The organism is Paenibacillus borealis (genome assembly GCF_000758665.1).
Taxonomy (GTDB): domain Bacteria; phylum Bacillota; class Bacilli; order Paenibacillales; family Paenibacillaceae; genus Paenibacillus_AQ; species Paenibacillus_AQ borealis.
The window spans coordinates 1,607,600-1,632,940 of sequence record NZ_CP009285.1 but is presented as its reverse complement, the minus strand read 5'-3'; the positions used below and the strand labels follow the sequence as shown (position 1 = coordinate 1,632,940).

Below are 25,341 nucleotides of genomic sequence, written 5' to 3'. Positions count from 1 at the left end.
ACAAATCCAACCCAGATGCTCCGGCAACAACAACCGACAATTAAACCTAGTAAAAGCATCAGAATTAAGTTGATTCATATGTTACAATGCATTATTATTCATGTCAACACATTTAAATTAAGATGATTGGATTAATCGGCTTTATCTATTTACTTCTTTAATACGTTGTGATAGTTTGATATGAAAAGCTTGAAAGGAAGAGGAATATCATGGCGAAGGTTGAAAGTTTCCAATTGGATCATACGAAGGTAAAAGCCCCTTATGTACGGGTTGCAGGTACGGAGAAGAACGAGAAAGGCAGCACCATTCAGAAATATGATTTGCGCTTCCTGCAGCCGAATGCGGATGCATTGCCTACTGCCGCTGTCCATACCCTGGAGCATCTGCTGGCCACTTATTTGCGTGATGAGCTGGAAGGCATTATTGATATCTCCCCGATGGGCTGCCGGACCGGCTTCTATCTGATTATCTGGGATGAGCATAACCCTGCCGATGTCGCTGCCGCGCTGACCAAAGTTCTGCATAAAGTTCTGGATACAGAAGTTGTTCCTGCGGTCTCTGCACTGGAATGCGGCAACTATAGAGATCATTCCCTATTCAGCGCCCAAGAGTACGCCAGACAGGTCCTGGATGCCGGAATCAGTGATGATCCCTTCAGAAGCTAGAGTGAGAGGAAGCCTGCTGCCATGCTGAACATCGATATTACGGGAAAAACGCTGGTAGTCACCGGAGGGCTGACCGGGATCGGCAAAGGCATTGCCGATTTGTTCCTGAAGGCTGGCGCGAATGTTGTAATCGGTGATATCGCCTGTAAGCCGGGGGTTACGCTGATCCATGAACGGCTGGTGCAGATCCGCATCGATGTTACGTCAGGTGAGGATGCCGCGCGGCTAATTGAATGTTCGGTGGATTCTTTTGGCCGGATCGACTTCCTGGTGAATAACAGCGGAACGTCGACGATGGACTTTGCCGTTGACATCAAAGAGGAAGATTGGGACAAGGTGATGGATATCAACGCCAAAGGCGTATATCTTGTCTCCCAGGCCGGGGCGCGCCAGATGCTCCGCCAGGGCGGCGGCGGCCGGATCATCAATATCGCCTCACAGGCGGGCAAGAACGGCTACCGCTGCATGGGCAATTATGTGGCCTCCAAGCATGCGGTCCTTGGTTTCACCAAGGTGATGGCGCTGGAGCTGGCCCGGGAGCAGATTCTCGTGAATGCCGTCTGCCCGGGCATCGTTGAGACAGACATGAAGAAGCGCGAGCGTGTCGAAGGTGCTGCCCTGCGCGGAATGACACCGGAGGACATTCTCGCCGAGGACCGCTCGCAGGTTCCGCTCGGCCGTACGGCTGAACCGGAGGATGTAGCGAACGTAGTGCTGTTCCTCGCCAGCCCGCTGGCCTCCTACATGACCGGCCAGGCAATCAATGTCACCGGCGGCATGACGATGAACTAATGCAATAATCCCACAAATTGAGGCTCTCATGAATGCTGACTCAGGTACTTTGCGGGGACCCCGATAACTTTTAAAATCTATAATGAACATAAAGGGACTTCACCTGCGGCAAGTACCGCCGGGTGAAGTCCCTTTTTAATGAATTCGCCAAGTTAGATTGCCATTCAACCAGTTATTTCTCCCACAGCTCAATCAGCCGGCCGTCAGGATCTTTAATCCACACAAACTTGCCGAATTCGCTAATCTCAGGTTCTTTGGCAAGCGGTACGCCTATATCTTCAAGATGCTTAATCGTTTCGTTTAGATCATCCACCTGAAAATTTAACATCACTTGTTGTTCTGCCGAGAAATAGCTGTCCTGCTCGGTAAAGAAAGAAAAGATCGTCTCATTACCCGATTGGGGCTTGATCACAGTCCCATTCCAGTTGTCGATTTCAAGCTTCAGCACTTCGCTGTACCATTTTTTAGTAGCCTCAAGATTATTAGTTCTCCAGAATATTCCTCCGAAACCTTGGATCATCGTATCCGACTCCTCTCCATCCTCACATTGTCAGCTAGCCAATTACGTTAGATATTCGAGTTCCGAATCGGAGTTCCTTCTGTTCAATCCTTAAATAAAGTCTATTTTAATTTGCGGAGGCTGCGTAAGCACAAAAGCTGAGGTATGCCGCGAATGTTTCCGTCCGCCGACCACTACCTCATTTTCGTCATACCCGTTCACACGCCCTCCGCCTGTCATCTCCCCCTCTGTTATCACCAGAACATAGCTGCCGAAAAAAACTGCATTATCCAGCTCAAAATCATGCTGCAGCGTTCTTATGCTCATGTTCATCCGCGCCGCATATCTATCACATTATGTTTGGAAGTGTAGCTGATCATCTCTGTGCGGGTGTTCATTTTAACGAAATAAGTCACGAAGTAGTCCTCAATTTCCGCTCTGCTGGTGAGATCGCTCCCGATGGACTCTTCCTTAATGACCGCTCGATCCGAGAAGGTATTCATATAGGCCTCGGCGTCGTGTGCATTGGAGGCATTAATATAATCTATAATAACCTGTGGCAATGATGATTCATTTTGACTCATCCGTATATTCACTCCTGTCTGTCATCTTCGCTGCCAGCCGGGCTACCGGCCAAGCTCACAAGTCCACTATACGCCCTGTAACAGGACTACATTATGTCATATTAAGCAGGAGCAACTTTAACAGCGGTTTTCTCCGCATAATTCTTCTGCCATTCTGGTGATTCTAACATGACATAATGCCGTCTAATTAAGAGTGCTATATTGATAATGAAAGTAGGGATGATACATGAATATAAACGAGGCAACTCAGCGTTCAGCACAGATCAGAGCGCTTTACCATCAACTGGAGCGGAAGCATCACGGCAAGGAGTGGACAGTAGAAGAGGATGCGCTGGCATTCTTGACGGATGCCGGATTAGTGGGCCGGCTGACCATGTCCCAGCAGGGGCGCTGGCTGGCTCAGGGGGATACTGCAGCCGAGCTGGAGCATAAGCTTGGTGAATGTGCGTGGTGGCTGATGGTTTTGGCTGAACGGATGAATATCGACTTCGATGCAGCACTGGATACCTTCTTATCCAAAACAGAGAAGCTGCTTGGATAAGAATAATTAGGATTGAATGTAAAGAAGCTCCGGGGGATCCGGAGCTTCTTGGTTTGTATATGCGCACATCGTTCAGGCCGAAGTTATCCACTGGTCCGGCTGCTCAGGATTCCTCACGATAAAGCGGAAGCTTCATTCCGGTAACGGCAAGGGTGACCTTTTCCGGCAGGATGTAATCCTTCTCCAGATTGACATCATGCGACATATGCGTATAGACTGCCCGGCGCGGCTGTACAATCTCCAGCAAGTCTGCCGCCTCCGTCATATCATATACAGAACGGGTAGACAATTCTGCCGCCTCATAATAAAAGCTGGTTCCCAGCACCAGCAGATCTGCTCCGTGCATATGTTTGGTTTCCTCCGGTGTGAGGGAGATGGAGTCCGGACAGTAGACCCAGACATACCCCTCTTTCTCCAGCCGGAAGGCGTAAGAGTAGCCGTTCTTGCCATGGTTGACCCGCCAAGTGCTGATCTGCCAGCCGTCCAGTGTAATGCCGTCATCGCAGGGAATCATGTCGATATGTCCGCTGAGCCACGGGTACTGGCGCTGGATCACAGGAATCACCTCTGCCGGAGCGTAAAGCTCCCCCCTTATGCCCATCCAGCGGCAGCTGTCCGCCCATTCCGGCAGCCCGCCGATATGGTCGAAGTGCGCATGCGTCACCAGCAGCCGGTGCATGCTGCGGTAGCCCAGCAGCTCCATCTGTCTGCGCCAGTCTGGTCCGCAGTCGATCGCCAGAAAGCCGCTGCCGTTCTCTATAAAGACAGAAGAACGCAGCCGGTTATTACGGCCGCTTGTTCTTGCTTCCGTGCAGGTTTCACAGTCGCAATAGACCCGGGGTACGCCCATGGCATCCCCTGTTCCCGCAAAAATCAATGTATCCATAAGCCCGCCCTCCTTCATTGTGCAATATTTCAGAGTGTTTCAATCTGTATATTATAAAACAGCAGCCGTCCCTTTGCATCCCGCGCCCGAATCCCGCCTCCCCGCCCCGTCTGCAACACGAAGATGAACAAATTTGCTCCTCATTCACGCTGGCTGCCCGCATCCGGCGGATTCAGGGGCACTTGTGCTCCTCATTTCCTCTTGCCGCCCGCTTTCAGCGGATTCAGGGGCACTTGTGCTCCTCATTTACGCCGGCCGCCTACTTTCAGCGGATTCAGGGGCACTTGTGCTCCTCATTTCCTCCTGCCGCCCACTTTAGGCAGATTCAGGGGCACATTTGCCCCTCATTTCCTCCTCCCGACCACTTTCGGCGGATTCAGGGGCACTTCTGCCCCTCATTCCCTCCTGCCGACCACTTTCGGCGGATTCAGGGGCACTTCTGCCCCTCATTCCCTCCTGCTGCCTATTTTTGGCAGATTCAGGGGCACTTCTGCCCCTCATTCCCTCCTGTCGCCCACTTTCGGCGGATTCAGGGGCACATTTGCCCCTCATTTCCTCCTGCCGCCCACTTTCGGCGGATTAGGGGGCACTTCTGCCCCTCATTTCCGCTTCCCGCCCGCTTACGGGGTTTCAGGGGCACTTCTGCCCCTCATTTCGTCCTGCCGCCCACTTTCGGCGGATTCAGGGGCACCTCTGCCCCTCATTTCCGCTTCCCGCCCACTTTCGGCGGATTAGGGGGCACTTCTGCCCCTCATTTCCGCTTCCCGCCCGCTTTCGGCGGACTCAGGAGCACTTGTGCCCCTCATTTCCTCCTGCCGCCCACTTTCGGCGGATTCAGGGGCACTTTTGCCCCTCATTTCGGCCTGCCGCCCGCTTTCAGCATAATCAGTGGGATTTATCCCTTTCATTTCCTCATTTCGCCTGCTTTCGGCGGATTCAGAGGGATTTTTCCCTTTGATTATCCAAACGTCCGGTTTCTGGAGATTCAGTGGGATTCATGATACAAAAATAAAGAGCCCTCCGGGGGCATCCAGCCCCTGAACAGCTCTCCAAATTACTCGCACTTTACCACAAGCGGGAATCACGAAGCACCCGATTACTTTAAGCAATCAACCGTCATTCCGCATCCTCCCGAACTCCCCAACTAGATCCCGGCCAGCACCTGATACCAGATACCACGCTTGGAATACAGGGTCGTGCGGACTTCTTCCCAGCCTCCAAGGTAGTTAATATCGAACAAGCCGGCAGGAACCGGATACTGGCTCTCATGCTCCGCATAGACCTGCTCGTTCACCGGACGGAAGCCGAATTTGGCGAAGACCTCCTGCGCCTCCGGTGTGGTCAGATAATCCACCAGCGCCTCCGCTGCCTCACGGGTGCCATGCTCATCCGCATATTTGTCCACTACCGCAGCAGGGTTCTCGATCAGGATTGTATTCTGCGGGATGATGACCTCATACTTCACCCCTTGGGCTATCCGCGCGAGCAGCTCATTCTCATAAGTGACGATTACATCGCCTACCCCGTATTCGAAGGCCGCCATCGAAGCGCGTCCGCTTTTATCCAGAGACTCTACGTTGGCGTGTATGCTCTCCAGAAAAGCTTTCGCGGCTGCAGGGTCTTTCGCCCCCTTCTGTTCCTCAGACAGCTTCAGACCCGCCCCATAGATGGCATTGATGTCCCACTGTGCACCGCCGGAGGTCTTCGGATTGGGATAGAGCACCTTCACATCCGGCTTCGCCAAGTCGGCAAAATCACGAATGCCCTTGGGATTGCCTTCCCGTGTGCCCAGAGCCACAACCGAGCGCGTGACCATTCCGGCCTCGCCGCGTTCCTTCCAGCTCTTCTCCACTAAGCCCGCTTTGACCAGCTTCTCCACATCGCCTTCCATCGCCAGCAGAGTGACATCCGCCTCGAATCCGCCGGCAATCGCCCGCGCCTGGGTTCCGGAAGCCTCATAGGACTGCTGGAATACGATTTTTTGGCCGGTCTTGGCCTGCCATTCCTCCGCGAACAAGGGCAGAATCTCGCCCATCGCATCCTTCGCTACACTGTACGCACCGACCACAAGAGTCAGGTCTCCCTGCTGCGCAGCAGCTGCTGTTGAACCTTCCTGCTCATTTCCGCAGCCGGCGGCGGTCAGTGTGAGCACCGCCAGCATTAAGACAGCCAGCCATCCGTGCAGTTGTCTGCTCCTTCTGATAAGCCTCATACCGGCGACACATCCTACATCTTATATTTTTAAATAAATACGGGTTATATTATTAAATAAATACAGGCATTGGATCTTCCTTCAGCCCATTCTCCTGAATCCAGCTCCGCTCGTCATTGAACAGGTAGGCGCGGTGCACAAGCACGGAAATTTCCTGCCCGGGAGTCAGCGTATCCTTCTCCAACGAGCGATAGGTTACCAGCTTATGCCCGTTTACCTCAACCTCCACCAGCCATTCGCTGCCGCGGAAATGCAGATGCTTCACAACACCCTGCTCTGTGGCTGAAGCCATTTTGAATTCATGCAGCTGGCCCACCTCGATATACTCGGGACGGATCAGCGCCTTGGTCGGCTTGCCGCCGCCTGCCCCTTTGAAGCCCTTCAGCTCGGAAGCACTTTCAATCAGCGTCGATTCCCCGATAAAGGTGGCCACGAACGGAGTTTTCGGCTCCTTGTAGATATCCCACGGCGTACCCTTTTGCTCCAGGCGGCCCTGGTTGATGATCATAATCTCATCCGCCACCTCAATCGCCTCATCCTGGTCATGGGTAACGAAGATGGAGGTAATGCCGACACGCTCAATCAGCTCCCGCAGCCAGGAACGCAGCTCCTGGCGGATCTTGGCATCAATCGCCGCGAACGGCTCATCCAGCAGCAGCAGCTGCGGCTGAGGGGCAAGCGCCCGGGCAAAAGCCACACGCTGGCGCTGCCCGCCGGACAGCTGATGCGGATACCGCTTCTCGAAGCCTTTCAGTCCGGTAAGCTCCACCAGCTCGGCCACGCGGTCACGGATGGCATTTTTCGAAGTCTTTTTCACCTTCAGCCCGAAGGCAATATTCTCAAACACGGTCATGTGCTTAAACAGCGCATAGTTCTGGAACACGAAGCCGATCTCACGCTCCTGGGGCGGTAAGTTATTCACGGTCTTGCCATGGAAAATAATCTCCCCGCTGTCCGGTGTCTCCAGTCCCGCCAGCATACGCAGGATGGAGGTTTTGCCGCCTCCGCTGGGGCCGAGCAGCCCGATCAGATGACCTTTGGTAATCCCGAAATTGACGTCCTTCACGGCGTGGAAATCTCCAAAATGCTTATTAAGTCCCCGGACCTCTACATGCATAACTAGTGCACACCCTTTCTTCTCTTGCTCCATTCCATCAACAGCAGCAGACCCGCGGAGAATGCGGCCAGCACCAGCGCTATACCGCCCGCAGCCGTAACATTGAAATTCTCGACATCCTGATAGACCAGCGTGGTCGCGGTCTGGGTTTTGTTCATAATATTGCCGGATACAACGAGCACCGCCCCGAATTCACCAAGCGAACGGGCCACCGTAAGAATCACCCCATAGATCACGGCCCAGCGGATCGAAGGCCAGGTCACCTTCCAGAAGGTCGTCCAGCCATACGCACCAAGCGTCGAAGCCGCTTCCTCCTGCTGGGAGCCAATCTCCTGCAGCACCGGCATCACCTCACGCACCATCAGCGGGAAGGTCACGAACAATGTGGCAATGACCATTCCGGGAAAAGCATATACAATCTTCACTCCGATTTGTTCAAACAACGCGCCCAGCGCACTATCAGGCCCCAGCAGCAGGACAATCATCAGGCCGCCGATCACCGGCGATACCGCATAAGGCAGGTCAACGATGCTGTTCAGCAGGCTTTTCAGGCGCCGTCCCAGCCAGTTCGCCCGTACCAGATATAAGGCCATCATAATGCCAAACAGCGTATTCAGCAGTGTAACTACAACCACCACAAATCCGGTCATCATCAGCGCGTGCAGCGCCTCCGGACGGGACAGGGCATTCCAGAAGCCGCCCCAGCCTTCGCTGAAGGCACCGATCGTCATTTTACCCAGCGGCGCGGCAATCAGCAGGAAGAATACGAGATACGTCAGTGTAATCCAGAGTTTTCTCATGATCTTCTCCCCCGCATCTGCAGCAGACTAATCAGCCAGAGAATAAGAAAGGACAAGGTCAGAAGAATGATGGAGACCGCTGCGGCCCCGACCGGATTATCACTCTCAACTTCACCGAAAATAAATACGGAAGACACCAGCGTCCGCCCCGGAATATTGCCCGCCACCAGCACAACCGCTCCGAATTCAGCGAGCGCCCGGGAGAAGGCCAGCATTCCGCCGCCAATCATCCCCGGTGACATCGACGGCAGAATGACCTGCAGGAAGACCCGGCTGGGCTTAGCCCCCATCGTATACGCCGCCTCTTCTTCAGAAGCGTCCAGCTCCTCCAGCAGCGGCTGCACCGCCCGGATCACGAAGGGAAAAGTGACGAAGACCATAGCAATGACAATCGCCGGCTGATGAAAAACAATCTCAAACCCCAGCGACTCCGCCAGACCGCCGATCAGGCTTCCCGGACCCAGCAGCAGCAGAATCATTAAGCCTCCAACGGCAGTAGGCAGGGCAAACGGGAGATCAACCAGGCTGTTCAGCAGCGCTTTGCCGGGAAATTTATAGCGTATGAGCACCCAGGCAATCATCGTCCCCAGCAGTACATTAATGAGTGTTGAGATAACCGCCAGCTTAAGTGTCAGTAAGACCGACTTCCAGGCAATCGGATCCATAATACTCTCGACAAAACTGCCCAACCCGAGCGAAAATGAATTGTAATAGACACCGAGTATCGGCAGCACAATCAGCACTACAAAATAAAGTAAAATAGTTGTTCGGAATCCCCAAGTCCAGCCCTTGTGTCTAATCAACGAATTCAATGGTTAAGCCTCCCACCTCCGGCTATCCGGTCGGTATACTCGCCTTTAAAGCTGTAATTATTCCTATTAATATACTTGGTTTAAAGTTATCACTACTTTACCAAAGACCGCTTGCTGCCGTCAATTACTTTCGTAGCTTTTGGGTTAAAGTATATATAACATAAATTTATCTTATGTAAGAGAGGGGAGTTCATTATGCTTCATACTTTGGAGATCAGCACCAGTAAACGGGATGAGCTGCGGGATATTACCCGCGAGGTTCAGTCTTTTGTGAAGAAAAGCGCAGTGCAGAACGGAATTATAGTAGTGTATTGTCCGCACACCACAGCGGGGATTGCGATTAATGAGAACGCCGACCCGGATGTGAAACATGATGTGCTGATGCGCCTGGATGAGGTATATCCCTGGGAGCATCCGAAATACCGTCACGCCGAGGGCAATACCGCTTCCCATCTGAAGTCGATCACTGCAGGTCCTTCCCAGACCCTTATTATTCATGAAGGAGCCTTGCTGCTGGGCCGCTGGCAGGGGATCTATTTCTGTGAATTCGACGGTCCAAGACACCGGCAGTGTTATCTGAAAATCGTCGGGGGCTAGTCTATTATCCCTTATAGAACTTATAGAAAAGCAGCTTCGCCGGTTCCTGCGGAGCTGCTCTCTATATTATTTATAGCTTCTATAACACTTTCACCAATCAATGTTATACCAATGCAACGCTCTAAAGTGCGGATTGTTAAAAAAAACAGCTATTATAAACTGCGGCTTAGTACTTTGACATGAGTAAGTGCAGCTTGCTTCACATCTTCGAACAGTACCTTATCTTGAATATAATATGAAATAAATCCGTGAGCAGATAAGAACAGGGTCAGCGGCACACTTTGCCAGTCTTCCGACACATATCCCTCTTCCTTCATATGACGGCGGACAATACTAGCAAATAACTCGAAACATCGGCCCTGTTCTGCTCTACAATAAGCAAGCAGCTCTTCATCGCGGATCATGAACATGATCTCGTACTGATACGGATGATTCAGCCCGAAGCGGATGAACTCCATGATCAGCTGCTCCACCCGGGTCATTCCCTCTTCCGGAGGCATGTTCATCGCCTGATTCAGCAGTGTGGCCACATGATTGAAATCCTCGACTACGATCGCATAGAACAATTCAGCCTTCTCTTTGAAATGATAATAGAGGGAACCGTGGCTATATCCCAGGTGCTGGCCGATGCTGCGCATCGAAATGGCACGATACCCTTTGGTTATAAAAAGATGCCTCGCCGCCTCCAGTATCCTTTCCCTCGACAACTCCTGCTCCACTGCTCTTCTTGCCATAATTTATTCCCCTTCGCTGTAGTAAAGCCGCCGCCCTTCCGTAACCTGGGCTTGCGCCCCGGTAAGATCGGTTATCCATGCGATAAATGCGTCACCTTCATCATTACGCGGAAGACATAGCAGTGTAACCTTATCCGTAAATAAAGTTTCACCAGTCTGGATGCCTCTGCCCCGCAGCGCGTTCTCCACCTTGCCCAGCCAGGTGTATTCGATTTCCACGAATACCTCCCGCCTCAGTACACGGGTGATTACCTCTCCGGCTTCAAGTGCCAGTACTGCACCGTCCGAGTAGGCACGAATCAGTCCGCCTGCGCCCAGCATAATGCCTCCGAAATAACGGGTAACTACAATAGCGACATTTTTAACCTTTTGGCTGCGGATTACCTCCAAAATCGGTTTCCCGGCCGTTCCACTCGGTTCACCGTCATCCGACTGTCTTTGGATCTCATCCCTCTCGCCGATCATATAAGCAGAGCAGTTATGTGTAGCGTTCCAATGCTGCTTCTTGATATCTTCTATGAATTGCACGGCTTCTTCTTCGGTCTCCACCGGCATTACATGTCCGATGAAGCGTGATTTACGGATTACGACTTCCCGCGAACCGGGAGCACGCACCGTCCGGTATTGTTCCAGCATTTGTTGTCCATTCCTTAATCTACATGTGATAACTTGATATATATTAGGAGCAGTCCCGGTAATGGTTACCTATGGACTGCTCCCTGATGACTTACATTAGTATGAATGATCTGCGCGTATGGTTACAACTACTCGGTAAGTCTGGCTTCCAGCTCTGCCTTTTCTTTCTCGTAGCCCGGTTTACCCAGCAATGCGAACATATTCTTCTTGTATGCTTCAACGCCCGGCTGGTCGAATGGATTCACACCCAGCAGGTATCCGCTGATGCCGCAGGCTTTCTCGAAGAAGTACACCAGATAGCCGAAAGTATAAGGCGTCTGGTCAGGAATAGTGACGATCAGGTTCGGCACTTGGCCGTCTGTGTGCGCCAGCATGGTTCCCTGGAAGGCCTTCTTGTTCACGAAGTCCATCGTCTTGCCCGTCAGGAAGTTCAGTCCGTCCAGATCATCAGGATCAGACTCGATCGATACATGGTGCTGTACCTGTTCTACCTGGATAACCGTTTCAAAGATATTGCGGTTACCTTCTTGAATGAACTGACCCATGGAGTGCAGGTCTGTCGAGAAGTCAACGGAGGAAGGATAGATTCCTTTGTAATCCTTACCTTCGCTTTCGCCGTAGAGCTGTTTCCACCATTCAGATACAAAGTGCAGGGATGGCTCGTAGTTCACGAGGATTTCCGTAGTCTTGCCTTTGCGGTAAAGTGCGTTACGTACTGCAGCATATTGATAGCTCTGGTTCGTAGCTACATCCGGATTGTTGAACTCATCGGCAGCAGCTGCAGCCCCTTGCATCATTTCTTCAATGTTGATTCCGGCTACAGCGATGGGCAGAAGGCCTACCGGTGTCAGTACGGAATAACGTCCGCCTACATCATCAGGAATAATGAACGACTCGTAGCCTTCTTCATTAGCCAGCTTCTTGAGTGCGCCCTTCTCCTTGTCTGTAGTTGCGTAGATACGTTTGCGTGCCTCTTCCTTGCCGTATTTCTTCTCCAGTGCTGCACGGAAGATACGGAAAGCAATGGCCGGTTCAGTAGTTGTACCGGATTTGGAGATCACGTTCACGGAGAAGTCTTTGCCTTCTACAAGATCAAGCAAATGCGTGATGTAGGTAGAGCTGATGTTGTTGCCGGCAAAATAAACTTCCGGAGTCTTGCGTTTGTCCTTGGACAGGTTATTGTAGAAAGAATGCGAAAGCGCCTCAATAGCTGCGCGTGCTCCCAGGTAAGATCCGCCGATACCGATAACGATCAGTACATCGGAATCACTCTGAATCTTCTTGGCAGCCTGCTGGATACGGGCGAACTCTTCCTTGTCATACGCTGTAGGGAGATCAATCCAGCCCAGGTAATCGGAGCCGGCTCCGCTCTTGTTATGCAGCTGTTCGTGGGCCAGTTTCACCGGAGCGGCGAAATAGTCAATCTCAGTCTGGCTGAAGAAGGAAAGGGCTTTGGTGTAGTCAAAATTAATCTTCTTGGACATCGGTAATGGTAGCCTCCTGTTTATCTCTTTAGATTTGACACCGTTTGTTGCAACATTATTATCTAGGATACTTTAATTTGCCTTGACTGGCAAGGTCTTAAGGCATATCCCCGGCTTTGGAACCATGTTTATGAAAGTTTCATGGAAGCGGTTACTGTACAGAACTGGAAACCTGTTCTGTGGAACATGCCAGGACCTTCTGATAGAATGTAGACAAACTTAGTTTCAATAATTATGATCTCAAAGAGCAAAGGTGGAAATGAAATGAAACAGATCGGCTTTATCGGACTCGGAACGATGGGAGCGCCTATGGCGTCGAACCTGCTGCGCAGCGGCTTTGAGGTTACGGTGTACAACCGCACAGCAGAGAAATGCAGACCTCTGGAGCAGGAAGGCGCGAAGGTTGCCGCTACCCCGCAGGCTGCGGCTGAAGGCAAGAATGTTATTATTACCATGATCAGCAATGATGATTCGATCCGGGAAGTCTTCTACGGTAATAATGGCATTCTGGCTACCCTTCAGCCCGGAACCACCGTTGTAGATTCCAGCACCATCTCACCCGGCCTCGCGAAGGAAATTGCCGCGGCCGTAGAAGAACGGGGCGGCAGCTTCCTCGATGCTCCGGTAACGGGCAGCAAGCCTGCGGCCATCGAAGGCACTCTCGTCTTCATGGTTGGCGGCAGCGCCGCAGTTATTGAAGAGCATCGTGATATCTTTGACTCCATGGGCAGACTGCTGCTGCATATGGGTGCTAACGGCAGCGGTGCCGTAGCCAAGCTCGCTCACAATGCCATGGTCGGCATTCATAATGTCGCACTCGCCGAAGGCTTCTCCATCGCCGTGAAATCAGGCGTTCCCGCAGACAAGTTCCTCGAGCTGGTGAAGAACGGATCGGCAGGCAGCAAACAGGCTGAGCTGAAGGGACAGAAGATTATTGATAATGATTTCAGCAACCAGTTCTCCCTTGCCCTGATGCTCAAGGATCTCAAGCTGGCATCCTCGCTCAGCGATTCCACCGGCGTACCCTCCCCTATGCTTGGTGTAGCCAAGAGCATGTTCCAGGCGGGCTTCAACCACGGCTACGGCGACGAAGACCTATCCGCTGTGGTGAAATCCTACGAAGACTGGATCGGCCAGAAGATTGGCGGCAAGGCTGACCAGGAGTAGTTCACTTTACTCATATGCAATTACCGCAGGCGCAGCCGGATTGAGGCTGCGCCTTTTAAATGCAGCATTATAAAATATACTAAGTACAGCGCTCGCCCTCTCCGAAGTTCCCCATAGTTACAGCTTATGTAATTATCCGAATGCAGCCTATAAATTTCACTTCTCTGCACCTCTGAGCACCTAAAATAACAAACATACGTTCTTATTTAATGGTAACAAATTTTCGGTCATATGGCAACACTCTCCTCATTTACCCCTCAATCGCCATTTCAATTATTATCTGTATACAAAGAAATCCCCCGGCAGCCGAAAGCTCCCGGGGGATTTCTACATTTCTATACTTTTGAATTACACAATCGGGTAAGAACAGCAATAATCAGTTAATGCGAAGACTTCCAGCGCAAATTTGGAGTTGCCGGGAACATGGAACGTTTCTGTTCCATCGATGTCTTTCCACACGTCAGTACCGGGAAGCAGTACTTTAAGCTTACCTGAGAGGATTTCCATCGTCTCCGGACCTTCAGTGCCGAATTCATATACTCCAGGCAGCATAATGCCGAGTGTCACCTTAGTACCATCCTCTAAAGTAACTGTACGGCTGGTAACTTTTCCGTCGTAATAGATGTTCGCTGCTTTTTGAATTGTCGCGTTGGTGAACTGACTCATATGCTTATTCTCCCCTTTGTCGTTAATCCGTCTATTATAGCAGGGCTTTCACGCGGCTGACTACATTTTCCACGGTGAAGCCGTACTCTCTGATTACTGTATCGCCAGGGGCAGAAGCGCCGAAGGTAGTGATACCCAGGATGTCGCCTTGATCGCCTGTATAACGTTCCCAGCCGAAGGTCTGCGCCATTTCAATCGCCAGGCGGGCTTTCACTTCAGGCAGAATAACGGAGTCGCGGTAAGCCTTATCCTGTTTCTCGAACAGATCCCAGCTTGGCAAGCTGATTACACGAACATCGATACCTTCTTCAGCAAGAGCAGCCTGAGCCTTAACAGCCAGCTGTACTTCAGAGCCTGTAGCAATGATCTGTGCCTGCGGGGTACCGTTCTTGGAATCAGAAACTACATAGCCGCCGCGTTTGATGTTATCACGTACGCCGTCCACAGTTCCTGGCAGGATCGGCAGGTTCTGACGGGTCAGTACCAGCGCTACCGGATTGGCTGTGTTCTCCATAGCATAAGCCCAAGCTGCTGAAGTTTCGTTGCCGTCAGCCGGACGAAGCACCGTAAGGCCTGGAATGATACGCAGGGAAGCCAGCTGTTCAATCGGCTCATGGGTAGGACCGTCTTCACCAACAGCGATACTGTCATGTGTGAGCACGTAGGTTACCGGCAGCTTCATGATGGAAGCCAGACGGACAGCCGGACGCAGATAATCCGTGAATACGAAGAACGTACCGCCGAATACTTTGAGACCGCTGTGCAGTGCAATCCCGTTCATGGCCGCAGCCATCCCGAATTCACGGACGCCGAAGTAAATGTTACGGCCGTCATAAGATTCCGAAGTGAACTGGGACAGACCGTTCAAGTGAGTCATTGTCGAGCTCTCAAGGTCAGCAGAACCCCCAACCAGCTGCGGAATACCGGCAGTCAAACCGTTCAGCGCATTACCGGAAGCTACACGGGTGGATACGGCTTTGTCTTCTGCTTTGTAGAATGGCAGATTAGCATCCCAGCCTTCAGGAAGCTCGCCGCTGAGTGCAGTCTCAAGCTGTGCCGCAAGCTCAGGATAAGCTTTCTTGTAGGCTGCAAACTTCTCATCCCATGCTTTGTTAGCTGCAATCCCTTTGGCTTTCACTTCAGCAAAGCTGGCGCGCACTTCATCCGGTACAAAGAAATCTTCTTCATATACCCATTTGTAGAAGTCCTTCGTAAGTTTGGCTTCATCAGCACCCAGCGGGGAGCCGTGAGTACCGCCATGGCCGCCTTTACCTTGTTTGTTCGGGCTGCCGTAGCCGATAACAGTCTTCACTTCGATCAATGTTGGCTTGCTGCTGTCAGCTTGAGCCTCAGCAAGAGCCTTACCCAGTGCAGGAAGATCGTTGCCGTCTTCTACGCGCAGAACCTGCCAGCCGTAAGCTTCGAAACGTTTGGCCACATTCTCGGAGAACGCAAGGTTCAGCTTGCCGTCGAGGGAAATATCATTGGAATCATACATTACAATCAGTTTGCCCAGCTTCAGATGGCCAGCAAGCGAAGCTGACTCGGAAGAGATCCCTTCCATCAGGTCGCCGTCGCCACAAATTGCGTACGTATAGTGGTCGATCACATTATGTTCGTCTTTATTGTAAGTAGCACCCAGCTGCGCTTCAGCCATTGCCATACCTACAGCCATACCGATACCTTGTCCAAGCGGACCGGTTGTCGCATCTACACCTGCAGTGTGGCCGAACTCCGGATGTCCCGGTGTCAGGCTGCCCCATTGGCGGAACTGCTTCAATTCTTCCATCGGCAGATCATAGCCGCTCAGGTGCAGCAAACTGTAGAGCAGCATGGAACCATGTCCGGCGGACAATACAAAACGGTCACGGTTGACCCAAGTCGGGTGATCCGGGTTATGATTCATCGTCTTGGCGAACAACTGGTATCCCATAGGTGCGGAACCCATCGGCATGCCGGGATGTCCGGAATTCGCTTTTTCAATCGCATCAATAGCAAGTGTACGGATCGTAGTGATGGCCAGGTTGTCCACCGTCGAGTTTTCTTCTTTATGAATGGCTTGATCTTTTTTTGCTTGTTCAGTCATTAAAATAATCCTCCTCAAATCAAGAATGTCATTTTGACTATTATTGTATCACGTAAGTGGAAGCATTTCCAATTGTTTTTGCTAGCCTCAGTTCCAGACAACTTATATTTAGCGGCTTCTGCCAAGTCTATGCACTCTACCGCGAGCTTTACCGAGTTTCAGGAGGGTTTTGGAGGATACAGCACTGGAATGGAAGGACTTAGCCTTAAGTCTAGTTTCTATCTAAGACTAAAGTTTGTTTTACAAAGCTGATTTATACAGTAAGATGGAAGTACCTCAGCAATATTTTTTACCGGATTATCCATTACTTCCAGCAGAAAGGGATTTCGAAGATGACTGCAAATAGAGATATCTATATTGTGCTTACCGGAACGGGTACAGCCTTCAGTGGAATTATTAAATGGTTCACCAAAGCAGAGCTGAATCATGCTTCGATCGCCTTTGACAGTGAACTGCGCGAGGTCTACAGCTTCGGGAGAAAAAGAGTGCACAACCCGTTTATCGCCGGACTGATCCATGAGAACTTCATTCATCCGTTCTATAGCAGTGCAGACTGTGCCATCTATCAGCTCAGAGTCAGTGCCGAAGAGTATGACACCATGTACAATCATGTTCAAGGTATGATGCAGAATCAGGAGCGCTATAAATATCACCTGCTCGGCCTGGTGGGTGTGCTGCTGAATATCCGGATCGACCGGGAGGATGCTTTCTTCTGCTCACATTTTGTAGCGTCTGTATTTGAAGAAACGGCCGTACATCCGGTAGCCAAGCCCTCATGCTTCGTCACTCCGGAGGATTTCGCCTCGTCCCTGTGTGCCCACAAAATTTTCAGCGGCAAACTCTCCTATTATATGCACCGGAATAACCGCGTGGCTCTCCTTACATCCAGTATGCATAACGCCAGTTCACCTGTTCCTGGTGCTGTCGCCGCACGAATGCTCCGCTTAAATGAAGAACGGACTGAGGAAATCGTCTGAACGATCTCCCTCCGTCCGTAGGAAGCTGCGTGAATGGACATTTAAGAATAGGATACCAGTAACGCAGGACTGAGTTTCCCCGCTATTTAACGCGATGACTCTGATAATATTCTGACCAATCCCCCAAGATTGTTACTGTAACCGTATCAACTTTTGTATGGAACTCATTGGTCGCAGTGAAAGTGAACGTAACCGGGCCATCCGGCAGCTGTTCGAACGAAGGATCTGCCAGTTCACCTGTCCACTTGGTCTTGTCACTTCCGGTTGGACTCAGCTGTGCTGTGTACCCCCCGCTCATTGTAACCTGAACGGTGTCCGGCAATCCGGTTGCCGTGCCTTGCAGTACGAATTTCTCCCCCGCCCAATAGACAGTATACCCCCGCGGACTTTCCGCATCCCCGCTCTTCTTCAGATTGTAAGCCTGACGGTTGCTGTTCCATTCCTCAGTGTGCTGGACTGCCCCCTTAATGCTGAGCAGATTGACCATCATATATTTGCGCGAAGATACATTGCTCCAACCGAACCCGTCATACCCCTCAACTTCCACTGCATATTTCTCATTTTCGGCAAGCGTGCCGTTAGGAACCTGCCACTGCTTAGCGCCGGATACCTGTTCACCGGACTGGATCTTCACGGCTCCGCTTGCCAGATTAATAATACGTACGTTGAAGCGCTGCTGCACATCGCCGTCTTCATCCTGATAATCCCACTTAATCACTGGGGTGAGCGTACTAACAATTGTAGGATTAGCTGCGCTTGTGCTCGTTGGATATGTGATGGTGACCTGCGGCAGCCGGTTCACAACCGTAATATTCTGCGACAGCTCCCGGTATAGTCCCAGACTGTCCGTAACGACTTGCCGCAGCGTAAAGATTCCGTTTGAGGTGAACTGCTTGGTGAAGCTCTCCTGTACGCTGGCCATCCCTTCCGTCCCGCTTGAAGACTTCAGGAAGTATTGATGTTTAATACTGTCGCCCTTCGGGATATCCTGATCTGTTGCAGTGCTGGTGATCTGCAGTACATCCGTCCGGTAAATGGGCACCGCTGCTGCATTGCGGCCCGTATCCGTCATTAGGGTAAACCCGGCCTGCGGCGGATTATCGATGATGAAGGCTTTTTCATTGGAGACTTCTGACCAGGAGCCTTTTGAATAAGCCCGGGCGTATAGGCTGAAAATCGCGAACCGTTCAAAGGTGGGATTAGGCACCTGATACTGCCGCAATCCGCCGGTCGAATCTGTATTCTCGACTGTTTTGGCCAACTGCCCGTCTTTCGAGAAGAACTCCAGCCGGTATTTCTCCTGCGGATCGTTCTCCGGATCACTGTAGTTCCACCTAATGAGAGGATCTCCCTGCAGCTCTGCATCCAGAATAGTTGGATTTGTAACCGTACCTGCCGGAGCCGTAAGCGTGATAGCTGGAGCCTGGTTTTCTATGACATCAACCTTCAGCTTAGCTACGTTTGACTTCGCACCGATTTGGTCCACTACCCAATGTTCTAAGGTATATGTCCCGGTGTCCGGGAAATCTATATTTATATTGGCTGTGCGGTACATTGCTGTGGTTCCATCGCTATCGGTTATTTTCCAGTAATACTGCAAACTACCCGCATCGGATGAATCTTCATCAACATCAATACCATAGTAGGTTTTGCTGTCATGTTGGTATACAATCGTTGGCCCATTGATTTCAGCCGTTGGAACATGATTTTTGACCGTAAACATACGGGTGGCATTAGAGCTTAGCGATCCATCCGATGCTGTAAGCCGCATTTCCCAGCCATCAGAGATAGCCTGCTGCTGTGATATCCCATAGTTTGCAATTAAATCACGGATCGTCATAACTGGACTCCGATTACCGCTGGTATAATAATAGCCGGAGTTATTGATCCGTGCGTTCCAGCCATAACTCAGTGCGTCCCCATCCCCGTCCGGATCGGGTGTCAAATTTTCTAGCGGAATTACCGTATCCCGGTACACTTCAGATGGTATATTGAACGCAGCTGCAGGTGGATGGTTCATGACCTGAACGATCTGACTGTAGGGCTCTGACCAAAGCCCCCTATTATCGTGGACCTGCAGGGTTAATTGATATGTCCCGACTCCATAAGCAGCAATATTCGGAGGTGTAGCCGCCCCGCCCCAATGGCTCCATACCTGCTGCCAACCGTCCTTAACCACAGTCCAACTATAGACATCAAGTGGATCATTATCCGGATCAAAGGACTTGTCTGTGACTGTCGTAGACTTACGATAGGATACAATGTTGGGATCTACCGTAAAGAGCGCAACCGGTGGAAGGTTTCCGGCACTGCCTACGGTCCGCACACACCAGTCACTCCAAACTCCTGCTCCGTTTTCTCCGTCCACATCACGCACCCGCAGCCGGATATCATATTGCTCGGCTGTCGGCAGCTGCGCAGGCGGTTGACCGTCCATCCACATTTCGGATCCGGTTTTTTTATACTGCCATTGCCAATCCATTAATCCCTTATTATAAGCCTTAATATGATCAAGGTCATAGGAGCTGTCTGTAATTTGGAGCCATCCCCCCGTTAGCTTCGCACTAAATAAAGCTATTGGCTTCCGGTGTACCATAAACGTCATGGATGATAAATTATCGCGGCTCCATAGCCGGTATTCATCGAACCTATCATCATTTCTCGGATTATCCCGAGCCTGGAAGGTGGCCGTATACACCCCGCTGTACGGGAACGACTGGTATTGGGAAGTTCGCCATAGACCACTGTCACCAATGATCCCCATCGAATTGTCAAAAAAGTTCGGGTCATGATCATACCGGTACCTGTCTTGATACTTCGGGTCCCCCTCATAATCTGTGTAGGATGTAGTGATGTCTACAGGTGTATTGATTAAGATAAATGACTTATTCCTTAACCTGTAGGATACATTTACATTTAGCGTCCTTTCGTCTTTAAAGTTGTAGGGATCGACGACTTTGACAGTGATCGTATGCCGTCCAGGAGGTATACCGTCTGCCAAAACGTCTATGGGTATGGAAAATGGTTTATTATATAATGCCTGCGGAATGGTTACTTTCTTATAGAACACATTCGGGATCTCCGCACTGACCACCAGATCGTTATTGTCCACATCGCGTACATATCCTTCAATGTTCATCCCGCTGAAGCCCGGCTCGTTGATGAGCTGTTGTTCGCTCGGAGTCGTTACGGTTAGACTTGGTGCTGAATTGATAATTAACGGCACATCGTAAAAATAACGATTAGTGCTATTCGACCAACCATTGGATAATGTGTATAGATAATGATAATCAGCTACTCCAACGGAGACTGTTACTTTAGTTGGTATGTCGATGTTCGATGGCCATGATTGATACCACTTGCCTGTAGGGGGGGTTGATGGATCAAAAGAGATTGTATTAACAGTTGATGTAGCCGGGAATTCATCAACCATCCACTGGCTAAACTGTGAGATTCCGCTATACGTCGGTGAACTCATATCGGTATATATTTCTAATTTTCTAGCTCTAGAGTTAGAACTATACCAATTCTGATTTGAAGATTTCATAACAATCGGCCCATCCGGGACAATATCATACTCCAAGTGACGAGTGGTCAGATCAAAACGTAGATTTTTAAGGGTAAAACCCGGCATGTCAATACTTACATCACCGATCCCCCCCATAGCGGGTTCCCATTTTCTTGTTTGACTGAAGGCTTCAATATGAATATCAATATAGTTGATTACATTGGAATCACCGGCAGCAGCTACCCGAACCTTTCCCGGAAAAGCTTCAGGCCAGGTTAGAAGCAATAACACAGCAGCCATGAATATTGAGAGTGCCTTGTTAAATTTCTGCATATTCTTTCCTTTCTACCATGACCAATCCACATCTGGCGCCTGATTTTTAACCTTAAAGATTCGTTCAATAGCATTCTGTGTAACGTCTGAGTTGTTCGATTGGCGATCATCCTGGGTAACAAATTCATCAATCGTGGGCTGGCCAAATTCTTCAAACACGGTGAGCCTTACCTGGTACTGCCCAACATCCCGCACTTTAAGATTGAGATGATCTAAATTCTCATTACTAAAGATCACCCAGCTCTCATCTGCAAAATTGCCGTTGTTATTCGAATCGATGCGATATTCCCATAGCCTCCGGGCCACAATATCCTTATCTGGAGAATAGGACATGTCATCGATGGAGATCGTCGCCTGATTGCCATCGGCCGGATTACGGTACGCGGATCCAGGAAGTGTGAAGTAAGCAAAGGGCTTCTCATCCGGTACAATATCAAATGACACTTCGCTGCTCGCAGACAGCCCCAGAGTATTCTCAACATAGATTGTTGCTTTATACCTGCCTGGCTTTTTAAATAGTACATCCATAGTTTGCACACCATTCAGCGCCCCGCTGTATTTAATGTCTGCGTTGGTACCGCCAGAAACGGCTGTAATGGTTATTTTTGTTTTAGAATCAACCAACGGGTAATGCGTGGGGCTGCTGCTATAGCTTCTAATAATGACCTTCCGATTCTGCTTCAATGTGCCTTCAGCGTAAATGGATGCATTAGGCACCGGTTCAATGACCGTAATTTCAGTACTGGTGCTTCCTGCCATCGAATCATCATCCAGAACCGTGAGCGCTAACGACTGCTCGCCCAAATGCTCCTTATCATACCAAAGAGTCCCCCGCGCCCGGTCCGTCAATTCTCCTATAGCATTGGGAGTGTCCCAATAATAGCTTTTGATAAAGCCATCCGGATCATAGGAGCCAGCGCCGCTGGCTTCAAACTCCTGTCCTGCCTTAATCGTCTTTGGCGCTGAAATAAGAGCCACAGGCGGCTTCATTTCTCGCGGAGGATTCGGCGGAGAGGTTGGCCCTGGAAAGTCCCCGCCTGGAATTGGATTCGTAGTCCCATAAACCCCGGCCTTAACGGTGTAGGATTCCTTCAACGATGTGATTGTGCCTGTCTTTGTTACAACAGGTTTCTTAAACCGTACGACTACGCTCAATTCGTACTCCTGTGTAATACTAGGGAGTTTATATTTAGACTTAGGAATCGTAAAATCAATTTTCTTTGAGGACGTAAGAGTTTTAGAATAATCCTTTAGCGTTTTCAGCGTACTTTCATTTCCCTTTTCCTTAGCATAAAACACCCATTCTTCGATGTTAGACGAATCTTTGTAGGCCAACAGCTCCCCTTTCAGGTTGATCTGCACCGGTACATCCTTATCCTCAAATTTTGCCGGGTTGGGTGAGGGCTTTTCAAGAATTGCTGCACCGGTTAGGGTTGCTTCATCGGAGAGGCCGTAGTCGAAGGTGACTAGGCCTCCGTAGCTATAGGTGGTGACTCTAGCATCAGCAGTGTAATAATAGGAGGCGAATGCTTTATATTTGCGTCCTTCCGCTTTACCTGAAAGACCATTATTGGATTCTGCATCCCATGGAACTCCTTCTGGAATCATATAATTCAATATAACTCTTCCATTTTTAAATTTAGGTTCGTTTGCATATGATGATTTTTTGTAAGGCACAACTTTTATAGTAGATTGGATAATGTTTTGATTATCAACAACCTCATTCACCGATCCGTTGTACCATTTTAGATACGACTGGTCCTGAAGGGGACCAGCTGTTACTATTGTGCTTGGAGGATTTAATGAAGGATACCCATCAGCTGCCGGTACATCTTTTGTTTTCATTCCATCATTACGCTCATCATATTCATTGATTTGCCAGCGTCTTCCGTCTGAATATAACCAAATCGAGTTATATATTTGCGTTTCATACATCTCTTCCCAAGAAGCTCTATATCCCTTTACATTACTGAGATATTTCTGATTTGCGACTCCTTTAAGTGTAACTTTGATCTTCCCGTTTTCTGACAAAAGGTTTACTATTTCATTTGATCCTGCATATTTAAGAGTTCCTGTCTTTATTGAGGAACTAGTCACACCATTAGGAAGATCTAAATAAAATTCTTTCGCAGCATTGCTAGACCCAAATAAGCCAGTTGTAACAGGAACAGAAATCGAGATTGACTTTGTTTCAGCAGCAAGTACAGATTTAGAATGAATAAATGGAATAAGCAATGCACCGCAGAGAAATAATAAAATTATTTTTTTCATATTACTTCCTCTCAATAACTTACTACTAATTTTTCATCAAATCCTCCAGCATGAAACATACGAATTGCAAAATATTGAAAATCTTCATCATATAGAAATGCCTGATATGAGGGTAACTGTTCTCCTGGTTTAAGCGTATAGTAGTAAAATGCGCTTTTATTATTTATTTTCCCCTCGTTTACCTTTGGCCAGATCGGATCTATTTTCCCTCCTTTTTTTAGAGTTATAGTCCACTTGTCCGTTTGATCATACAGAGATCTTTTCACAGTGCTTTTACTGTTATTCATAATTGTGATTTTAGTCCAAATAAAATATTTAGGTTTACTCACCAAAACTCCAAATGAGTCATATTTAAATTGTTTTATAAGATTCTGAGCATCTTTAGAATTAAAATCATAAATCATAATCTTCTCCAGCGTATAACTAAGTCCCCCAGCCTCAAGCGTCACCGGCAATTCCACATCCTTCACCAACCCATACTTCGAAAGATTATCTCTCATAATCGGAGCCGCCGTCGGCTTTGCTGCTGTTGCACTGACAGGCCCAACTTGACCTACAATTAAACCGGCTAACAATGCAGTTGCTAGAAAAGCTTTCACTGCTGTTCTCCCCACTAATGCTTTGCTGATTATTGTCTTTTTCATAATTGAACTCTCCCTTAATTGTAGTAGTTAGTAAGGACCTGCCGATGCTAATATAGCTAATGATTCAGCTTATACTCTTGAACTGCCGGTACGGTAATTGCTTCTTGTACTTTGTTTCTTGAGATCAGGACCGGATGCTCCGTTTCAATAACTGCGATGACCGAAGGTCCCTGTATGTATTTGGTGATACCGTAAGCAGGGTCTTCATAGAGCATGGGAAATGTATTTCCCGTTGCTTCATCCACAATGTCGAACTTGACGATCCTCACTTGAGCCTGGAGCCGGCTCCCCGCTATGGGGGATAAACCGTCGTCCAGTCCCAGATTACTTTGCAGCGTTTGGCGGAAGGTCTCGTAAGCCGCAGATGGGTCAATAACCAACCGTCCTTGTGCACGCGCTGCTTCGTTCAATTCCTGTGAGGCATCATGAACTGCCATATTGTTCGCATCCTTGAGCATACTGCGCATAATATCCCACTCCTGATTCTGAATCTGAAAAAACCAGGAGTAGATAAAGATCAGCAGGACAAATGCCAGCTTAATAATATAATCCATTGGTCAGCTTCATCCCTTAGTTAATCGAGATATTCACTCATGATCGAGCCGTGTCCATAATACCGTGTCGGCTGGGATACGCCGGAGAAATTGTAGGGAAACAGGTTCACCCGCGGCGCTGTTACGTACACATCAATCCGCTGCTTGCGCTCAAGAATCATTTCTGTACTGCTTGTAATTTCAATAGAGTTCTCTGGAAAACCGACCGCCCTCAGGTTAGAGATGACCTCGCTTCTCATAGAGGCTGTAACCATCCCTTCCGTTGCGGCCTTTTGCGTGATATAGGATGTGTTGGCTTTGACCTGCAAGTCCAGCAGATAATCGATATACGTAAAAATCGGCTGCAGGATAATGAACAGCACCAGCCACATAAACAATGCCCGGAGGACGGTTGCCTTCAAGCGCAGCGCCTCCTTTTAATACTGTTCAACCGCTTTGACATGGGTAATGATATCATCCTGGCTGCTGCCGATAATGCTTGTTGCCCCGGCGATAAAAATCCCGGCAATCACAAAACCAATAGCCAGAAACAGCGCGACGGAAATCGAGTCCTTCTTCATCTCCGTTAAACCAGCAAATCAGCTAACTTCTGTCCTGTCCCCTCCACACCCGAACCTGCCGGTTGAACCAGGCTAACCGCCGGAATGACCGGTCTGTTATCATCTGCATCGTCGATTACGTCCCGTACGACAGGAATCAGAATTGCAATTACGATAGCCACACACAGGAACCCGATAGCGATAAACAAACCAGTGGAAATAGCGTCTTTTTTCATT

General features: G+C 49.6%; 26 protein-coding genes. 6 read left to right on the top strand and 20 right to left on the bottom strand.

All coding sequences use genetic code 11. The features are described from left to right. The first annotated feature begins 209 nt into the window (after window positions 1–209). Entirely contained in the window at window positions 210–665 is a 456-nt protein-coding gene (locus PBOR_RS06990) for an S-ribosylhomocysteine lyase (protein ID WP_042134385.1), read from the top strand. 21 nt (window positions 666–686) lie between these two features. Continuing rightward, window positions 687–1,457, top strand: a complete 771-nt coding sequence (locus tag PBOR_RS06985) for an SDR family NAD(P)-dependent oxidoreductase (RefSeq protein WP_042211060.1) — start codon at window positions 687–689, stop codon at window positions 1,455–1,457. Between the two features lie 172 nt (window positions 1,458–1,629). Here PBOR_RS06985 and PBOR_RS06980 read toward each other — a convergent pair whose 3' ends face one another. From PBOR_RS06980 to PBOR_RS06970, 3 genes are all read right to left on the bottom strand, one after another. After that, entirely contained in the window at window positions 1,630–1,977 is a 348-nt protein-coding gene (locus tag PBOR_RS06980) for a VOC family protein (protein WP_042211059.1), read from the bottom strand. A 90-nt stretch (window positions 1,978–2,067) separates the two neighbouring features. Then, complete coding sequence (locus PBOR_RS06975; RefSeq protein WP_042211058.1) at window positions 2,068–2,283, bottom strand: hypothetical protein; 216 nt, start codon at window positions 2,281–2,283, stop codon at window positions 2,068–2,070. 2 nt (window positions 2,284–2,285) lie between these two features. Beyond that, a complete protein-coding gene (locus PBOR_RS06970; RefSeq protein ID WP_042211057.1) occupies window positions 2,286–2,540 on the bottom strand; it encodes a Cif family virulence factor in 255 nt (84 codons plus the stop codon). Window positions 2,541–2,766: 226 nt separating this feature from the next. Between PBOR_RS06970 and PBOR_RS06965 the strand changes: the two genes are divergently transcribed. Next, window positions 2,767–3,081, top strand: a complete 315-nt coding sequence (locus PBOR_RS06965; protein ID WP_042211056.1) for a MazG-like protein — start codon at window positions 2,767–2,769, stop codon at window positions 3,079–3,081. A gap of 103 nt (window positions 3,082–3,184) precedes the next feature. On the opposite strand, the gene PBOR_RS06960 is transcribed toward PBOR_RS06965, so the two are convergent. The 5 genes from PBOR_RS06960 to cysT form a co-directional block, all read right to left on the bottom strand. Continuing rightward, window positions 3,185–3,967 (bottom strand): MBL fold metallo-hydrolase, encoded by a 783-nt coding sequence (locus PBOR_RS06960; RefSeq protein ID WP_042211055.1) that lies wholly within the window; start codon window positions 3,965–3,967, stop codon window positions 3,185–3,187. A gap of 1,144 nt (window positions 3,968–5,111) precedes the next feature. Next, complete coding sequence (locus PBOR_RS06950; protein WP_042211053.1) at window positions 5,112–6,179, bottom strand: sulfate ABC transporter substrate-binding protein; 1,068 nt, start codon at window positions 6,177–6,179, stop codon at window positions 5,112–5,114. Between the two features lie 52 nt (window positions 6,180–6,231). Next, window positions 6,232–7,296 (bottom strand): sulfate/molybdate ABC transporter ATP-binding protein, encoded by a 1,065-nt coding sequence (locus tag PBOR_RS06945; protein ID WP_042211052.1) that lies wholly within the window; start codon window positions 7,294–7,296, stop codon window positions 6,232–6,234. A 2-nt stretch (window positions 7,297–7,298) separates the two neighbouring features. Further along, window positions 7,299–8,096 carry a sulfate ABC transporter permease subunit gene (locus PBOR_RS06940; RefSeq protein WP_042211051.1) on the bottom strand — a complete coding sequence of 266 codons (798 nt, stop codon included), beginning with the start codon at window positions 8,094–8,096 and terminating at the stop codon, window positions 7,299–7,301. Beyond that, window positions 8,093–8,908: a sulfate ABC transporter permease subunit CysT gene (gene cysT / locus PBOR_RS06935; RefSeq protein ID WP_042211050.1), complete on the bottom strand. Its 816-nt coding sequence runs from the start codon at window positions 8,906–8,908 to the stop codon at window positions 8,093–8,095. Before cysT ends, PBOR_RS06940 begins: the two co-directional genes overlap by 4 nt. Window positions 8,909–9,103: 195 nt before the next feature. Between cysT and PBOR_RS06930 the strand changes: the two genes are divergently transcribed. Beyond that, a complete protein-coding gene (locus PBOR_RS06930; protein WP_042211049.1) occupies window positions 9,104–9,505 on the top strand; it encodes a secondary thiamine-phosphate synthase enzyme YjbQ in 402 nt (133 codons plus the stop codon). 152 nt (window positions 9,506–9,657) lie between these two features. Here the strand turns inward: PBOR_RS06930 and PBOR_RS06925 are convergent, their stop codons facing one another. The 3 genes from PBOR_RS06925 to PBOR_RS06915 form a co-directional block, all read right to left on the bottom strand. Then, complete coding sequence (locus PBOR_RS06925; RefSeq protein ID WP_042211048.1) at window positions 9,658–10,239, bottom strand: TetR/AcrR family transcriptional regulator; 582 nt, start codon at window positions 10,237–10,239, stop codon at window positions 9,658–9,660. Between the two features lie 3 nt (window positions 10,240–10,242). Continuing rightward, complete coding sequence (locus tag PBOR_RS06920) at window positions 10,243–10,875, bottom strand: YigZ family protein (protein ID WP_042211047.1); 633 nt, start codon at window positions 10,873–10,875, stop codon at window positions 10,243–10,245. A gap of 128 nt (window positions 10,876–11,003) precedes the next feature. Next, window positions 11,004–12,359: a glucose-6-phosphate isomerase gene (locus PBOR_RS06915; protein ID WP_039296447.1), complete on the bottom strand. Its 1,356-nt coding sequence runs from the start codon at window positions 12,357–12,359 to the stop codon at window positions 11,004–11,006. Window positions 12,360–12,623: 264 nt separating this feature from the next. Between PBOR_RS06915 and PBOR_RS06910 the strand changes: the two genes are divergently transcribed. Then, the gene (locus tag PBOR_RS06910; RefSeq protein WP_042211046.1) at window positions 12,624–13,526 is read left to right on the top strand and encodes an NAD(P)-dependent oxidoreductase; all 903 of its coding nucleotides are present in this window, start codon (window positions 12,624–12,626) and stop codon (window positions 13,524–13,526) included. 348 nt (window positions 13,527–13,874) lie between these two features. On the opposite strand, the gene ppnP is transcribed toward PBOR_RS06910, so the two are convergent. Continuing rightward, entirely contained in the window at window positions 13,875–14,192 is a 318-nt protein-coding gene (gene ppnP / locus PBOR_RS06905) for a pyrimidine/purine nucleoside phosphorylase (RefSeq protein ID WP_042211045.1), read from the bottom strand. A 34-nt stretch (window positions 14,193–14,226) separates the two neighbouring features. After that, entirely contained in the window at window positions 14,227–16,278 is a 2,052-nt protein-coding gene (gene tkt, locus PBOR_RS06900) for a transketolase (RefSeq protein WP_042211044.1), read from the bottom strand. A gap of 332 nt (window positions 16,279–16,610) precedes the next feature. Here tkt and PBOR_RS06895 point away from each other — a divergent pair, with 332 nt between their 5' ends. Beyond that, window positions 16,611–17,255, top strand: coding sequence for a hypothetical protein (locus PBOR_RS06895; RefSeq protein WP_174479808.1), 645 nt, complete (start codon window positions 16,611–16,613; stop codon window positions 17,253–17,255). 82 nt (window positions 17,256–17,337) lie between these two features. On the opposite strand, the gene PBOR_RS06890 is transcribed toward PBOR_RS06895, so the two are convergent. The 7 genes from PBOR_RS06890 to PBOR_RS06865 form a co-directional block, all read right to left on the bottom strand. After that, a complete protein-coding gene (locus tag PBOR_RS06890) occupies window positions 17,338–20,733 on the bottom strand; it encodes a hypothetical protein (RefSeq protein WP_157763992.1) in 3,396 nt (1,131 codons plus the stop codon). A gap of 375 nt (window positions 20,734–21,108) precedes the next feature. Then, entirely contained in the window at window positions 21,109–23,367 is a 2,259-nt protein-coding gene (locus tag PBOR_RS06885) for a hypothetical protein (protein ID WP_042211042.1), read from the bottom strand. An 11-nt stretch (window positions 23,368–23,378) separates the two neighbouring features. Next, window positions 23,379–24,011 (bottom strand): hypothetical protein, encoded by a 633-nt coding sequence (locus tag PBOR_RS06880; RefSeq protein WP_042211041.1) that lies wholly within the window; start codon window positions 24,009–24,011, stop codon window positions 23,379–23,381. Window positions 24,012–24,067: 56 nt separating this feature from the next. Continuing rightward, window positions 24,068–24,565: a hypothetical protein gene (locus PBOR_RS06875; RefSeq protein WP_042211040.1), complete on the bottom strand. Its 498-nt coding sequence runs from the start codon at window positions 24,563–24,565 to the stop codon at window positions 24,068–24,070. Window positions 24,566–24,585: 20 nt separating this feature from the next. Continuing rightward, a complete protein-coding gene (locus tag PBOR_RS06870) occupies window positions 24,586–24,966 on the bottom strand; it encodes a hypothetical protein (protein ID WP_042211039.1) in 381 nt (126 codons plus the stop codon). Between the two features lie 15 nt (window positions 24,967–24,981). Next, on the bottom strand, window positions 24,982–25,125 hold the full coding sequence (locus tag PBOR_RS36855) for a hypothetical protein (protein WP_157763991.1): 144 nt from the start codon (window positions 25,123–25,125) through the stop codon (window positions 24,982–24,984). Between the two features lie 5 nt (window positions 25,126–25,130). Beyond that, window positions 25,131–25,340: a hypothetical protein gene (locus PBOR_RS06865; protein ID WP_042211038.1), complete on the bottom strand. Its 210-nt coding sequence runs from the start codon at window positions 25,338–25,340 to the stop codon at window positions 25,131–25,133. Window position 25,341: the final 1 nt, after the last annotated feature.